This is a genomic window from Enterobacter sp. 296B2 (assembly GCF_034106185.1).
GTDB classification, from domain to species: domain Bacteria; phylum Pseudomonadota; class Gammaproteobacteria; order Enterobacterales; family Enterobacteriaceae; genus Enterobacter; species Enterobacter cloacae_N.
In genome coordinates this window covers 1-14192 of the sequence record NZ_JAWNCA010000041.1, presented here as the reverse complement: position 1 = coordinate 14192, position 14192 = coordinate 1, and the positions used below count along the sequence as shown (strand labels likewise).

Sequence of the window (14192 nt, the reverse complement as noted above, 5' to 3'; positions counted from 1 at the left end):
GCCCGGCGGCGCTGCGCCAGCCGGGCCTACGAATGACAAAAATAAATTTGGCCATTAAGTGGTCAGGGCCAACTGTTGCCTGAAAAAGAGGTCATCATGGAAAAATTAACCTGTTTTAAAGCCTACGATATTCGCGGCAAGCTGGGCGAAGAGCTGAATGAAGACATCGCGTGGCGCATCGGTCGCGCGTACGGCGAATATTTAAAACCTAAGACCATCGTGCTGGGCGGCGACGTGCGTCTGACCAGTGAATCCCTGAAGCTGGCGCTGGCGAAAGGGCTGCAGGACGCGGGCGTGGACGTGCTGGACATCGGCCTGTCCGGTACCGAAGAGATCTATTTTGCCACCTTCCACCTCGGCGTGGACGGCGGTATCGAAGTAACGGCCAGCCACAACCCGATGGACTACAACGGCATGAAGTTGGTGCGCAAGGGCGCCCGTCCCATTAGCGGCGACACCGGCCTGCGCGACGTGCAGCGTCTGGCGGAAGCCAACGATTTCCCGCCGGTGAACGAGGCGAAGCGCGGCAGCTACAAAAAAATCAACCTGCAGAAAGAGTACATCGACCACCTGCTGGGCTATATCAACGTGGCGAACCTCAAGCCGCTGAAGCTGGTGATCAACTCCGGTAACGGCGCGGCCGGCCCGGTGGTGGATGCGCTGGAAGCGCGCTTTAAGGCGCTGAACGTGCCGGTGACCTTCGTCAAGGTACACAACACGCCGGACGGCAATTTCCCGAACGGTATTCCTAACCCGCTGCTGCCGGAGTGCCGCGACGACACCCGCAACGCGGTGATTGAGCACGGCGCGGATATGGGCATCGCTTTTGACGGCGATTTCGACCGCTGCTTCCTGTTCGACGAGAAAGGGCAGTTCATCGAGGGCTACTACATTGTCGGCCTGCTGGCGGAAGCGTTCCTCGAGAAAAACCCGGGCGCGAAAATCATCCATGACCCGCGCCTTTCCTGGAACACCGTCGACGTGGTGTCCGCGGCGGGCGGCACGCCGGTGATGTCCAAAACCGGTCACGCCTTCATCAAAGAGCGCATGCGCGAAGAAGACGCCATCTACGGCGGCGAGATGAGCGCCCACCACTACTTCCGCGATTTTGCCTACTGCGACAGCGGGATGATCCCGTGGCTGCTGGTCACCGAGCTGCTGTGCCTGAAGGGGAAAACCCTGGGCGAGCTGGTGCGCGACCGCATGGCGGCGTTCCCGGCGAGCGGAGAGATCAACAGCAAGCTGGCGCAGCCTGCCGAGGCCATTGCCCGCGTGGAGCAGCACTTTGCCCTTCATGCGCTGGAAATTGACCGTACCGACGGCATCAGCATGGCGTTTCCACAGTGGCGCTTCAACCTGCGCTCGTCCAACACCGAGCCGGTGGTGCGCCTGAACGTGGAGTCCCGGGCTGACACGGCGCTGATGGAAGCCCGAACAAAGGACATTCTGGCGCTGTTGAATCAGTAATACGAAACCTTACCCCTCACCCTAACCCTCTCCCCTTTGGGGAGAGGGCCGGGGTGAGGGGGGGGTTGGTTGAATAAAGGAACAACGATGACGAATCTAAAAAAACGCGAACGAGCGAGAACGAATGCATCGTTAATCTCTATGGTGCAGCGTTTTTCTGATATCACCATCATGGTCGGTGGATTGTGGGCGGTGTGTCGGATCAGCGGGCTGCCGTTCTTATATATGCATCTGCTGATGGCCCTGATTGCCCTGGTCGTGTTTCAGATGATCGGCGGGATGACCGATTTCTACCGCTCGTGGCGCGGCGTGAAAATGACCACCGAACTGATGCTGTTGCTGCAGAACTGGACCCTGAGCCTGATCTTCAGTGCGGGTCTGGTGGCGTTCAGCCATGATTTTGACAACCGCTTCGTGACCTATCTCTGCTGGTACCTGTTAACCAGCGTCGGCATGGTCGTGTGCCGTTCCCTGATCCGCTTTGGCGCGGGCTGGCTGCGTAACCGTGGCTATAACCGTCGTTTTGTCGCCGTGGCGGGAGATTTACCGGTCGGGCGGGTGCTGCTCGACAGCTTCCGCAAAGAGCCGTGGTTAGGGTTCGAAGTGGTGGGGATTTACCACGACGCGAAGCCGGGCGGCGTGCCTGCGGACTGGGCGGGGAATTACGCGCAGCTTATTGAAGACGCGAAGGCCGGCAAAATTCATAACGTCTACATCGCCATGCAGATGAAGGACGAATCCCGCATCAAGCAGCTGATGCGCGAGCTGGCGGACACCACCTGCTCGGTGATCCTCATCCCGGACGTCTTTACCTTCAACATCCTGCACTCCCGTATTGAAGAGGTGAACGGCGTGCCGGTGGTACCGCTGTACGACACGCCGCTGTCGGGCATTAACCGCGTGCTCAAGCGCGTGGAAGATATCGTGCTCTCTTCGCTGATTTTACTGCTTATTTCCCCTGTTCTGTGCTGCATTGCCCTGGCGGTGAAGCTGAGCTCTCCCGGCCCGGTTATCTTCCGTCAGACCCGCTACGGCATGGACGGTAAGCCGATTATGGTGTGGAAATTCCGCTCCATGAAGGTGATGGAGAACGACAAGGTGGTGACCCAGGCGACGCAGAACGATCCGCGCGTCACCCGCGTGGGGAACTTCCTGCGCCGCACCTCGCTGGACGAGCTGCCGCAGTTCATCAACGTCTTTACCGGCGGCATGTCGATTGTTGGCCCGCGTCCGCACGCGGTGGCGCATAACGAGCAGTACCGCTCGCTGATTGAAGGCTACATGCTGCGCCATAAGGTGAAGCCGGGCATCACCGGCTGGGCACAAATCAACGGCTGGCGCGGCGAGACCGACACGCTGGAAAAAATGGAAAAACGCATCGAGTTCGATCTGGAGTACATCCGCGAGTGGAGCCTCTGGTTCGATATCAAGATTGTTTTTCTGACCATCTTCAAAGGTTTCGTGAACAAAGCGGCGTACTAAGATGAGCTTACGTGAAAAAACCATCAGCGGCGCCAAGTGGTCAGCGATGGCGACCATCGTCATCATTGGCCTCGGCCTGGTGCAGATGACGGTGCTGGCGCGCATTATTGATAATCACCAGTTCGGCCTGCTGACCGTCTCGCTGGTGATCATCGCACTGGCCGACACGCTGTCTGACTTTGGTATCGCCAACTCCATTATTCAGCGTAAAGAGATCAGCCATCTCGAGCTGACCACGCTCTACTGGCTGAACGTCGGGCTGGGCATTTTCGTATTTGTGCTGGTCTTCCTGCTAAGCGACACCATCGCCAGCGTGCTGCACAACCCGGATCTCGCTCCGCTGATGCGCACGCTGTCGTTTGCCTTTGTGGTGATCCCTCACGGGCAGCAGTTCCGCGCGCTGATGCAGAAAGAGCTGGAGTTCAACAAGATTGGCATGATCGAGACCAGCGCGGTGCTGGCGGGCTTTACCTTTACCGTGGTGAGCGCCCATTTCTGGCCGCTGGCGATGACCGCCATCCTCGGTTACCTGGTTAACTCTGCCGTGCGTACGCTGCTGTTCGGCTACTTTGGCCGTAAGATTTACCGTCCGGGACTGCACTTCTCTCTCGCGTCCGTCTCGTCCAACCTGCGTTTTGGTGCGTGGCTGACGGCGGACAGCATTATTAACTACGTGAACACCAACCTCTCGACGCTGGTGTTGGCACGTATTCTCGGCGCCAGCGTGGCGGGGGGCTACAACCTGGCCTACAACGTCGCGGTGGTGCCGCCGATGAAGCTGAACCCGATAATCACCCGCGTCCTGTTCCCGGCGTTCGCCAAAATTCAGGACGACACCGAGAAGCTGCGCGTTAATTTCTACAAGCTGCTTTCCGTGGTGGGGATTATCAACTTCCCGGTGCTGCTGGGGCTGATGGTGGTTTCCAGCAACTTCGTGCCGCTGGTGTTTGGCGAGAAGTGGAACGGCATCATCCCGATCCTGCAGCTGCTGTGCGTGGTGGGGCTGCTGCGCTCCGTGGGAAATCCGATCGGCTCGCTTCTGATGGCGAAGGCGCGCGTGGATATTAGCTTTAAGTTCAACGTGTTCAAAACCTTCCTGTTTATACCGGCGATTATCGTTGGCGGGCATATGGCGGGCGCTATCGGCGTCACGCTGGGCTTCCTGCTGGTGCAGGTAGTCAACACCGTTCTGAGCTACTTCATCATGATCAAGCCGGTGCTGGGCTCCAGCTACCGTCAGTACATCCTGAGCCTGTGGCTGCCGTTCTATCTCTCATTGCCGACCCTGGTGGTGAGCTACGGCCTGGGCATCATCCTCAGCGGTCATCTCCCGCTGGCTGCGCTGCTGGCGGTACAGGTTGCCGCAGGAGCGCTGGCATTCGTCGTGATGATTGTGCTGTCGCGCAACGCGCTGGTGGTGGAGATGAAGCGCCAGTTTTGCCGTAACGAAAAAATGAAAACGCTGCTTCGCGCAGGCTAGTTATTTAAGAGGCCATTATGAAATTATTAATTCTTGGCAACCATACCTGCGGCAACCGTGGCGACAGCGCCATCCTGCGCGGTTTACTGGATGCAATTAACACCCTTAAGCCTGAGACTGAAGTGGACGTGATGAGCCGTTATCCGGTCAGCTCATCCTGGTTACTGAACCGCCCGGTGATGGGCGACCCGCTCTATAGCCAGATGAAACAGCATAACAACGCTGCGGGTGTGATGGGGCGCGTGAAGAAAGTGCTGCGCCGTCGCTACCAGCATCAGGTGCTGCTTTCCCGCGTGACCGATACCGGCAAGCTGCGCAACATCGCTATCGCGCAGGGCTTTACGGATTTCGTGCGTCTGCTGTCCGGCTATGATGCCATTATCCAGGTCGGCGGTTCGTTCTTCGTCGATCTCTACGGCGTGCCGCAGTTTGAGCATGCGCTGTGCACGTTCATGGCGAAAAAGCCGCTGTTTATGATCGGCCACAGCGTGGGGCCATTCCAGGATCCGCAGTTTAATCAGCTGGCAAATTATGTGTTTGGCCACTGCGACGCGCTGATCTTGCGCGAGTCGGTCAGCCTCGACATGATGAAGCGCAGTGAAATCGACACCTCAAAAGTTGAGCACGGCGTGGACACCGCCTGGCTTGTGGATCACCAGGACGATGGCTTCCAGCCGAGTTACGCGGTGCAGCACTGGCTCGACGTAGCCGCGAAACAGAAAACCGTCGCGATCACCCTGCGCGAGCTGGCCCCGTTTGATAAACGCCTCGGCACGACCCAGGCGGCGTACGAGAAAGCCTTTGCCGACGTGGTGAACCGCGTGCTGGACAGCGGTTACCAGGTGCTGGCGCTCTCAACCTGTACCGGGATCGACAGCTACAACAAAGACGACCGCATGGTAGCGCTGAACCTGCGCAACCTGGTGAACGACCCGTCCCGCTACCACGTGGTGATGGACGAGCTGAATGACCTGGAGATGGGCAAGCTGCTCGCAGCCTGCGACCTGACCGTCGGCACCCGTTTGCACTCGGCGATTATCTCCATGAACTTCGGTACCCCAGCCATCGCCATTAACTATGAGCACAAGTCTGCCGGGATTATGCAGCAGCTTGGCATGCCGGAGATGGCCGTGGATATTCGCCATCTGCTGGACGGATCCCTCGGTGCGATGGTGGGCGACACCCTCGGCCAGTTGCCTGCAATCAACGAGCGTCTGGCAGTAGCGGTGAAAGCCGAGCGCGAGAAGGGCATTGGCATGGTGAAATCGGTACTTGACCGCGTGCGGGAGGGGAAATGAAGGTTGGTTTCTTCTTACTGAAATTTCCGCTGTCGTCTGAGACCTTTGTACTGAACCAAATCACCGCGTTTATCGATATGGGATATGACGTGGAGATCGTCGCCCTGCAGAAGGGCGACACCAAAAATACCCATGCGGCGTATACCCAGTATGGGCTGGAGGCGAAGACCCGCTGGCTGCAGGACGAACCGGCCGGGAAGCTGAGTAAGCTGCGCTACCGGGCCAGCCAGACGTTGCGCGGGCTCCATCGCGCGTCGACGTGGCGGGCGCTGAACGTTTCCCGCTATGGATCGGAATCTCGCAATCTGATCCTGTCGGCCATCTGCGGGCAAACGGCACAGCCGTATCGTGCCGACGTGTTTATCGCCCACTTTGGCCCTGCGGGCGTTACTGCCGCGAAACTGCGTGAGCTGGGCGTGATTGACGGCAAAATTGCGACCATTTTCCACGGTATCGACATTTCCAGCCGCGAGGTGCTGAACCACTACACGCCGGAGTATCAGCAGCTTTTCCGCCGCGGTGACATGATGCTTCCCATCAGCGACCTGTGGGCAGGACGGCTGAAAAGCATGGGCTGCCCGGGAGAGAAGATTGCCGTGTCGCGTATGGGTGTGGATTTAACGCGCTTTACCCGCCGTCCGGTTAAGGTGCCGGGAACACCGCTGCAGATCATCTCCGTGGCCCGTCTGACCGAGAAGAAAGGTTTGCACGTGGCGATTGAGGCCTGCCGCCAGCTGAAAGCGCGCGGGGTAGCGTTCCACTATCGAATTCTCGGCATCGGGCCGTGGGAGCGCCGTCTGCGCACGCTTATCGAACAGTATCAACTGGACGATGTCGTGGAGATGCCGGGCTTCAAGCCGAGCCATGAGGTCAAGGCCATGCTTGATGAGGCAGATGTATTTCTGCTGCCTTCAGTCACGGGCGCGGATGGCGATATGGAAGGCATTCCGGTGGCGCTGATGGAGGCGATGGCCGTGGGTATTCCGGTGGTATCCACCCTGCACAGCGGGATCCCTGAGCTGATCAAATCTGACCATTCCGGCTGGCTGGTGCCGGAGAATAACGCGATGGCCCTCGCGGATCGATTAGCTGCCTTCAGCGACATCGACCAGCAGGCGCTGGAGCCCGTGCTCCACAATGCCCGACAAAAAGTTGAAACCGATTTTAACCAGCAGGTGATTAACCGCCAGTTAGCGAGCCTGCTGCAAACGCTGTAACGCCGAGGTTGTATGCTGAAAAAGATTACCCGACGCACTTTTGTCTCTTCTCTTTCCGTTCTGGCGGCCACGCCGCTGCTGTCGTCCCGCATCGCGCGGGCGGCAAGCGGAAAGACGGTCTCCATTAATCAGTACAATAACAACGACTGGATCGCCGCCTTTAAGCAGGCGTTTAAGGACGGTGATACCGTCGTGGTCCCGGCCGGACTCACCTGTGAAAACATTAATACGGGCATTTTCATTCCCGACGGTAAAACGCTGCTGATCCGCGGAGCGTTAACCGGCAACGGACGCGGCCGCTTTGTGCTGCAGGAAGGCTGCAAAGTGATTGGTGAAGGTGGTGGGCGCACGGAGAACATTACGCTCGACGTTCGCGGCTCGGACTGTGCGATCAAAGGGCTGGCGATGAGCGGGTTTGGTCCGGTGACGCAGATCTACATTGGCGGCAAGAAACCCAGAGTGATGCGCAATCTGCTGATTGATAACATCAGCGTGAGCCAGGCCAACTACGCCATCCTGCGCCAGGGCTTTCACAATCAGGTTGACGGCGCCCGGATCACCAACAGCAAATTCAGCCATCTTCAGGGCGATGCGATCGAGTGGAATGTGGCCATCAATGACCGCAATATCCTGATCTCCGATCATGTGATCGATAACATCAACTGTACTAACGGCAAGATCAACTGGGGCATCGGCATCGGCCTTGCCGGCAGTACCTACGATAACGACTACCCGGAAAAGCAAACCGTTAAGAACTTCGTGGTGGCAAATATCACCGGCAGCAACTGTCGCCAGCTGGTGCACGTTGAGAACGGCAAACACTTTGTTATCCGCAATATTAAGGCAAAAAATATTACCCCCGATTTCAGTAAAAAGGCGGGTATAGACAATGCGACGGTCGCCATTTATGGCTGTGATAATTTCATTATTGATAATGTCGACATGGTCAATAGTGCCGGAATGTTAATCGGCTATGGGGTAATTAAAGGTGATTATTTGTCCATACCCCAGAACTTCAAGCTCAACAATATTCACCTCGATAATCGTCAGCTTGCGTATAAGCTGCGCGGAATACAGATTTCATCCGGTAACGCGACCTCCTTTGTAGCGATCACCAACGTTGAGATGAAGCGGGCGACGCTTGAGCTGCATAATAAACCGCAGCATCTTTTTTTACGCAATATCAATGTAATGCAGGAAGCGGCCATTGGCCCTGCGCTGAAGATCAACTTCGACCTGCGTAAAGATGTGCGGGGTAAATTTATGGCCAAAGATGAAACCTTGCTGTCGCTGGCTAACATCAAAGCGGTGAATGAGAAGGGGCAGAGTTCGGTGGATATTGACCGGGTGGATCAGCAGGTAGTGAATGTGGAGAGGCTGAATTTTGCGCTTCCGCACAGATAATCGGCAATTTCCTTTTTTGAGACTATTCCTGGCAAAGAAGTGTGATCTATTCAGATTACAACTACAGAAATTTGTGGGGCTAAGGCGTAACATTGCCTGAGGATTACGGCAAATCATGCTGGCGAAAACAGGTTTAAGAGCTATAATTCGTCAACCATTTTAAGGTGGAAGAAATAATGATTAATTTGAAAGCAGTCATTCCGGTAGCAGGCCTGGGCATGCATATGCTGCCCGCCACTAAAGCCATTCCTAAAGAGATGCTGCCGATCGTCGACAAACCGATGATTCAATACATCGTCGACGAGATTGTTGCTGCAGGGATCAAAGAAATCGTCCTGGTTACGCATTCTTCTAAGAATGCCGTAGAAAACCACTTCGACACCTCTTACGAACTCGAAGCGTTGCTTGAGCAGCGCGTTAAGCGCCAACTGCTGGCGGAAGTGCAGTCAATCTGCCCGCCAGGCGTAACCATTATGAACGTGCGTCAGGCACAGCCGCTGGGTTTGGGTCACTCTATTCTGTGTGCACGTCCGGTAGTGGGTGATAACCCATTCATCGTTGTTCTTCCGGACATCATCATCGATACCGCTTCAGCCGATCCGCTGCGTTACAACCTTGCGGCAATGGTGGCACGTTTCAATGAAACCGGCCGTAGTCAGGTGCTGGCGAAACGCATGAAGGGCGATCTCTCCGAATACTCCGTGATCCAGACGAAAGAAGCGCTGGAGACGGAAGGGCAGGTGAGCCGCATCGTTGAGTTCATCGAAAAACCGGATCAGCCGCAGACGCTGGATTCTGACCTGATGGCGGTTGGCCGTTATGTTCTGAACGCCGATATCTGGGCCGAGCTGGAAAAAACCGAGCCAGGCGCCTGGGACCGTATCCAGTTGACCGATGCAATTGCAGCACTGGCGAAAAAACAGTCCGTTGACGCGATGCTGATGACAGGTGACAGCTACGACTGCGGCAAGAAGCTGGGGTATATGCAGGCGTTTGTAAACTATGGGCTGCGTAACCTGAAGGAAGGGGCGAAGTTCAGAAACCGGATTGAGAAGCTGTTGGCTAACGACTGATATTCCTTCTACGACCAGAACAAACGGCAGTCATCATTTTGGTGTTTTGAAACATAACAAAAATGATGACTGCCGTTTTTTGTTATTAATTTGAATGATTACATAGGGTTATCTGATTCAAATCTCAGCAGCTTTGTAGCGATTTGTGCTTGTTTCTGAGGTCGTTTAGGACGACAATTAACGCCAGTTTTGTCTGTAACCAGACAAGTAAAATCATTCAATCAAACATCGCTCAGTGCACTGGTAGCTGTTAAGCCAGGGGCGGTAGCGTGCTCAATTTCTGAAACCATTAATAAACGCTCAGGTTTCAGAACCCCAGTATCCAGACATATACACTAGACGGAACAGATAACGTGAAAATTCTTGTGACGGGCGGGGCTGGTTTTATCGGCTCAGCGGTTGTGCGACATATTATTAAAAATACCCAGGACGATGTCGTCAATGTAGATAAGCTCACCTATGCCGGAAATCTGGAGTCGCTAACAGAAGTTAGTGCTAGCGACCGATATGCCTTTGAGCATGCCGATATTTGCGACAAAGACGCCATGGATCGCATCTTTGCAAAGCATAAGCCTGATGCGGTAATGCACCTGGCCGCTGAAAGTCACGTCGATCGTTCCATTACCGGCCCGGCAGCGTTTATCGAAACCAACATCGTCGGCACTTATGTGCTGCTGGAAGCCGCCCGAGCGTACTGGTCCATGCTGGATGAGCAGGCGAAGAAAGCGTTCCGTTTCCATCACATCTCTACCGACGAAGTGTATGGAGATTTGCCGCATCCTGATGAGCATCCTGCATCAACTGAGCTGCCACTCTTCACTGAAACTACCGCGTATGCGCCCAGCAGTCCGTATTCAGCGTCAAAAGCCTCCAGCGATCATCTCGTTCGTGCCTGGCTGCGTACCTACGGTTTCCCGACCATCGTCACCAACTGTTCAAATAACTATGGCCCTTACCATTTCCCGGAAAAACTGATTCCGCTGGTTATTCTGAATGCATTGGACGGCAAAGCACTGCCTATTTACGGCAAGGGCGATCAAATCCGCGACTGGCTCTATGTTGAAGACCATGCGCGTGCACTCTACACCGTAGTCACTCAAGGGAAACCGGGAGAGACGTACAACATTGGTGGACATAACGAGAAACAGAACCTGGATGTGGTGCATACGATTTGCGACCTGCTGGATGAGATTGTGCCAAAAGAGGGGTCGTATCGCGATCAGATTACCTATGTTGCTGATCGTCCGGGCCATGACCGCCGCTATGCGATTGATGCGCATAAAATTGCTGCTGAGTTAGGGTGGAAGCCTCAGGAGACCTTTGAAAGTGGCATTCGTAAAACGGTGGAGTGGTATCTGAGCAATACCGATTGGGTGGAAAACGTAAAAAGCGGGGCTTATAAAACCTGGATTGAGCAGAATTATGGAGAACGAACATAATGAATATTCTGTTGTTCGGGAAAAATGGTCAGGTAGGCTGGGAGTTGCAACGGGCACTCGCCCCGCTGGGAAATATTATCGCCCTTGATGTGCATTCTACCGATTATTGCGGCGATTTTAGTAATCCTGAAGGTGTTGCTGAAACCGTACGAAAAATACGTCCAGATGTGATTGTGAATGCTGCCGCACATACTGCCGTGGATAAAGCTGAATCTGAAGTGGACTTTGCACAACTGCTTAATGCCGCAAGCGTAGAGGCTATTGCCAAAGCTGCTGCTGAAACAGGCGCGTGGGTTGTGCATTACTCGACTGATTACGTTTTTCCGGGTACCGGTGATGCACCCTGGCTTGAAGATGATGCCACTGCACCATTGAATGTTTATGGCAAAACGAAACTGGCCGGCGAAAGGGCATTACAAGAGCATTGTCCAAAGCACCTCATTTTTCGTACCAGTTGGGTTTATGCTGGCAAAGGCAATAACTTTGCAAAAACCATGTTACGTTTGGCTAAAGAGAAAACTGAACTTTCCGTCATTAACGATCAGTTTGGTGCGCCTACGGGTGCAGAATTATTGGCGGATTGTACCGCACATGCTATTCGGATTGCACAGAAAAATCAGGAAGTTGCTGGCCTTTATCACCTCGTTGCGAGTGGTGTCACTACATGGCATGATTATGCTGCATTAGTATTTTCCGAAGCCAGAAAAGCTGATGTTGCACTTGCAATCAAGCAGTTAAATAAAGTACCAACCAGCGCTTATCCAACCCCGGCATGCCGACCAAATAACTCTCGTCTTAATAATGAAAAATTCCAGCGTACCTTTGGGCTTGTTCTTCCCAATTGGGAGAACGGAGTTAAACGTATGCTGAATGAATTGTTTGCTGCGACAGCAATCTGAATATAATGTTAGTGCCCGTCACTGGGTACTTTTGCGTATAAAGAGATAATGAAATGAAAACCCGGAAAGGCATTATTTTAGCTGGTGGTTCTGGTACCCGTTTATATCCAGTGACCATGGCTGTTAGCAAGCAATTATTGCCCATATATGACAAACCAATGATCTATTACCCGCTCTCAACGCTAATGTTAGCGGGTATTCGTGATATTTTGATCATTAGCACTCCGCAGGATACACCTCGTTTTGAGCAATTACTGGGTGATGGCAGCCAATGGGGTTTAAATCTACATTATAAGGTTCAGCCTTCGCCGGATGGTTTAGCCCAGGCATTTATCATCGGTGAAGACTTTATCGGAAATGATGATTGCGCGTTGGTACTCGGCGATAATATTTTTTACGGACATGATCTGCCTAAATTAATGGAAACGGCGGTCAATCGAGAGAGTGGTGCGACCGTATTCGCATACCATGTTAACGATCCTGAACGTTACGGTGTCGTTGAATTTGACAAGAATGGAACTGCCATCAGCCTTGAAGAAAAACCGCTAGAACCGAAAAGTAATTATGCGGTCACCGGCTTATATTTCTATGATAACGATGTCGTAGAGCTGGCTAAAAACCTGAAGCCTTCCGCTCGTGGCGAGCTTGAAATTACTGATATCAATCGAATTTATATGGAGCAGGGGCGTTTGTCTGTTGCCATGATGGGACGCGGTTATGCCTGGCTGGACACGGGGACGCATCAGAGTTTGATTGAAGCCAGTAACTTCATTGCCACTATTGAGGAGCGTCAAGGCCTTAAAGTTTCTTGCCCAGAAGAAATTGCTTACCGCAAAGGATTTATAAATGCTGAGCAAGTTAAAAAATTAGCTGTTCCGCTATCAAAGAATGCTTATGGGCAATATTTGTACAAAATGATTAAAGGCTACTAGCAATGAATGTTATCGAAACAAATATTCCTGACGTATTGTTGATTGAGCCAAAAGTGTTTAGTGATGACAGAGGCTTTTTTTATGAAAGCTACAATCATACGAAACTTGAGGCCTGTGTCGGTCGCACCCTTACGTTTGTTCAGGATAATCATTCCAGATCAAAACGAGGAGTATTGCGTGGATTACATTATCAGAATGGGCCTCATGAGCAGGGAAAATTGGTACGTTGCATTATAGGTGAAGTTTTTGATGTTGCAGTAGATATCCGGCCGGATTCAAAAACGTATGGTAAGTGGGTTGGCGTTATATTATCTGCAGAAAACAAACGACAGTTATGGATTCCTGAAGGTTTCGCACACGGTTTTGCCGTATTAAGCGATAATGCAGAGTTTTTATATAAAACTACTGATTATTATGAACCCACAGCAGAAAGAAGTATTGCGTGGAACGATCCTACGTTAAATATCGAGTGGCCTTTAGACGAAAATGAAATAATACTTTCTGTCAAAGATATGAAAGCTGGCAGTTTTGCAGATTTAAAATAAAGGAAAAAAAATGATCCCATTCAATAAGCCCTATTTACATGGGGATGAATTAGTTTATATTGCACAAGCTGCAAAAGAAGGAAAGATTTCAGGGGACGGAAAATTTACTAAGAAATGCCACGAGTTCTTTGAAAAAAAATACAATTTTAAAAAAGTATTACTTACTACTTCTTGTACTGACGCACTTGAAATGGCAGCAATATTGCTAGACATTAAACCAGGAGATGAAGTAATTGCACCTTCCTATACGTTTGTATCGACGGTTAACGCTTTCGCATTAAGAGGAGCAAAAGTTGTATTTGCTGATAGCTATACTAACAATCGAAATGTTGATCCAGCCTCAATACGTGCTTTAATTACACCACAAACAAAAGCGATAGTAGTAGTTCATTATGCTGGAATTGCATGTGATATGGATGAAATATTGGCTATATCTAAGCAATATAACATTCCTATTGTCGAAGATGCTGCTCAGGCGATTGACTCATATTATAAGGAACGCCCACTGGGAAGCATAGGAGCATTTGGAACATTTTCGTTTCATGAAACAAAAAATATAATTTCTGGTGAAGGCGGCATGCTTGTTATTAATGATGACAAATATGTTAAACGAGCCGAGATAATTCGTGAAAAGGGGACTAACAGATCTTCGTTTTTCAGAGGTGAAGTTAATAAATATGGCTGGGTTGATATTGGTTCTTCATTTCTCCCTTCTGATATCAACGCTGCTTATTTATATGCACAACTCGAAAATATGGATGATATTCAGAACAAACGTAAAGAGCTTTGGCAACGTTATCAAGAAAGATTAACACCACTTGCACAGCTAGGACTTATAAACCTACCTGTGGTTCCTGAGTATGCCACTAACAATGCTCATATGTTTTATATCGTATGCAGCAATATCAACGTTCGTACTGATTTGATTAAACATTTAAAGGATAATGGTATACATG

12 protein-coding genes are annotated in these 14192 nt (G+C 52.1%); all 12 read left to right on the top strand.

The window, feature by feature from the left end; translation table 11 throughout:
• Positions 1-96 precede the first annotated feature (96 nt).
• Positions 97-1467 (top strand): colanic acid biosynthesis phosphomannomutase CpsG, encoded by a 1371-nt coding sequence (gene cpsG / locus URZ40_RS21175; protein WP_166711719.1) that lies wholly within the window; start codon positions 97-99, stop codon positions 1465-1467.
• 87 nt (positions 1468-1554) lie between these two features.
• Positions 1555-2949 carry an undecaprenyl-phosphate glucose phosphotransferase gene (gene wcaJ / locus URZ40_RS21170; protein ID WP_061097677.1) on the top strand — a complete coding sequence of 465 codons (1395 nt, stop codon included), beginning with the start codon at positions 1555-1557 and terminating at the stop codon, positions 2947-2949.
• A gap of 1 nt (position 2950) precedes the next feature.
• Positions 2951-4429 (top strand): colanic acid undecaprenyl disphosphate flippase WzxC, encoded by a 1479-nt coding sequence (gene wzxC / locus URZ40_RS21165; RefSeq protein ID WP_320721105.1) that lies wholly within the window; start codon positions 2951-2953, stop codon positions 4427-4429.
• Positions 4430-4446: 17 nt separating this feature from the next.
• Positions 4447-5727 carry a colanic acid biosynthesis pyruvyl transferase WcaK gene (gene wcaK / locus URZ40_RS21160; protein ID WP_116338808.1) on the top strand — a complete coding sequence of 427 codons (1281 nt, stop codon included), beginning with the start codon at positions 4447-4449 and terminating at the stop codon, positions 5725-5727.
• Positions 5724-6944, top strand: coding sequence for a colanic acid biosynthesis glycosyltransferase WcaL (gene wcaL / locus URZ40_RS21155; RefSeq protein ID WP_316379417.1), 1221 nt, complete (start codon positions 5724-5726; stop codon positions 6942-6944). The genes wcaK and wcaL overlap by 4 nt, the downstream gene beginning before the upstream one ends.
• Positions 6945-6956: 12 nt before the next feature.
• Positions 6957-8348 carry a colanic acid biosynthesis protein WcaM gene (wcaM, locus tag URZ40_RS21150; protein ID WP_116338812.1) on the top strand — a complete coding sequence of 464 codons (1392 nt, stop codon included), beginning with the start codon at positions 6957-6959 and terminating at the stop codon, positions 8346-8348.
• Between the two features lie 176 nt (positions 8349-8524).
• A complete protein-coding gene (galF, locus tag URZ40_RS21145; RefSeq protein WP_048957548.1) occupies positions 8525-9421 on the top strand; it encodes a GalU regulator GalF in 897 nt (298 codons plus the stop codon).
• 353 nt (positions 9422-9774) lie between these two features.
• The gene (rfbB, locus tag URZ40_RS21140; RefSeq protein WP_320721104.1) at positions 9775-10860 is read left to right on the top strand and encodes a dTDP-glucose 4,6-dehydratase; all 1086 of its coding nucleotides are present in this window, start codon (positions 9775-9777) and stop codon (positions 10858-10860) included.
• Positions 10860-11759 carry a dTDP-4-dehydrorhamnose reductase gene (gene rfbD, locus URZ40_RS21135; protein WP_316379421.1) on the top strand — a complete coding sequence of 300 codons (900 nt, stop codon included), beginning with the start codon at positions 10860-10862 and terminating at the stop codon, positions 11757-11759. Before rfbB ends, rfbD begins: the two co-directional genes overlap by 1 nt.
• Positions 11760-11812: 53 nt before the next feature.
• Complete coding sequence (gene rfbA / locus URZ40_RS21130; RefSeq protein WP_045337054.1) at positions 11813-12691, top strand: glucose-1-phosphate thymidylyltransferase RfbA; 879 nt, start codon at positions 11813-11815, stop codon at positions 12689-12691.
• A gap of 2 nt (positions 12692-12693) precedes the next feature.
• Positions 12694-13236, top strand: a complete 543-nt coding sequence (rfbC, locus tag URZ40_RS21125; protein WP_316379422.1) for a dTDP-4-dehydrorhamnose 3,5-epimerase — start codon at positions 12694-12696, stop codon at positions 13234-13236.
• A 10-nt stretch (positions 13237-13246) separates the two neighbouring features.
• Positions 13247-14192, top strand: a 946-nt coding sequence (gene rffA, locus URZ40_RS21120) for a dTDP-4-amino-4,6-dideoxygalactose transaminase (RefSeq protein ID WP_320721103.1), incomplete at its 3' end; no start/stop codon positions are given.

Coding starts and splice junctions, on each gene's coding strand:
- wcaM (WP_116338812.1), top strand. CDS start 6,957: ATGCTGAAAAAGATTACCCGACGCACTTTTGTCTCTTCTCTTTCCGTT.
- rfbA (WP_045337054.1), top strand. CDS start 11,813: ATGAAAACCCGGAAAGGCATTATTTTAGCTGGTGGTTCTGGTACCCGT.
- wcaJ (WP_061097677.1), top strand. CDS start 1,555: ATGACGAATCTAAAAAAACGCGAACGAGCGAGAACGAATGCATCGTTA.
- galF (WP_048957548.1), top strand. CDS start 8,525: ATGATTAATTTGAAAGCAGTCATTCCGGTAGCAGGCCTGGGCATGCAT.
- wcaK (WP_116338808.1), top strand. CDS start 4,447: ATGAAATTATTAATTCTTGGCAACCATACCTGCGGCAACCGTGGCGAC.
- rfbC (WP_316379422.1), top strand. CDS start 12,694: ATGAATGTTATCGAAACAAATATTCCTGACGTATTGTTGATTGAGCCA.
- rfbD (WP_316379421.1), top strand. CDS start 10,860: ATGAATATTCTGTTGTTCGGGAAAAATGGTCAGGTAGGCTGGGAGTTG.
- wcaL (WP_316379417.1), top strand. CDS start 5,724: ATGAAGGTTGGTTTCTTCTTACTGAAATTTCCGCTGTCGTCTGAGACC.
- cpsG (WP_166711719.1), top strand. CDS start 97: ATGGAAAAATTAACCTGTTTTAAAGCCTACGATATTCGCGGCAAGCTG.
- wzxC (WP_320721105.1), top strand. CDS start 2,951: ATGAGCTTACGTGAAAAAACCATCAGCGGCGCCAAGTGGTCAGCGATG.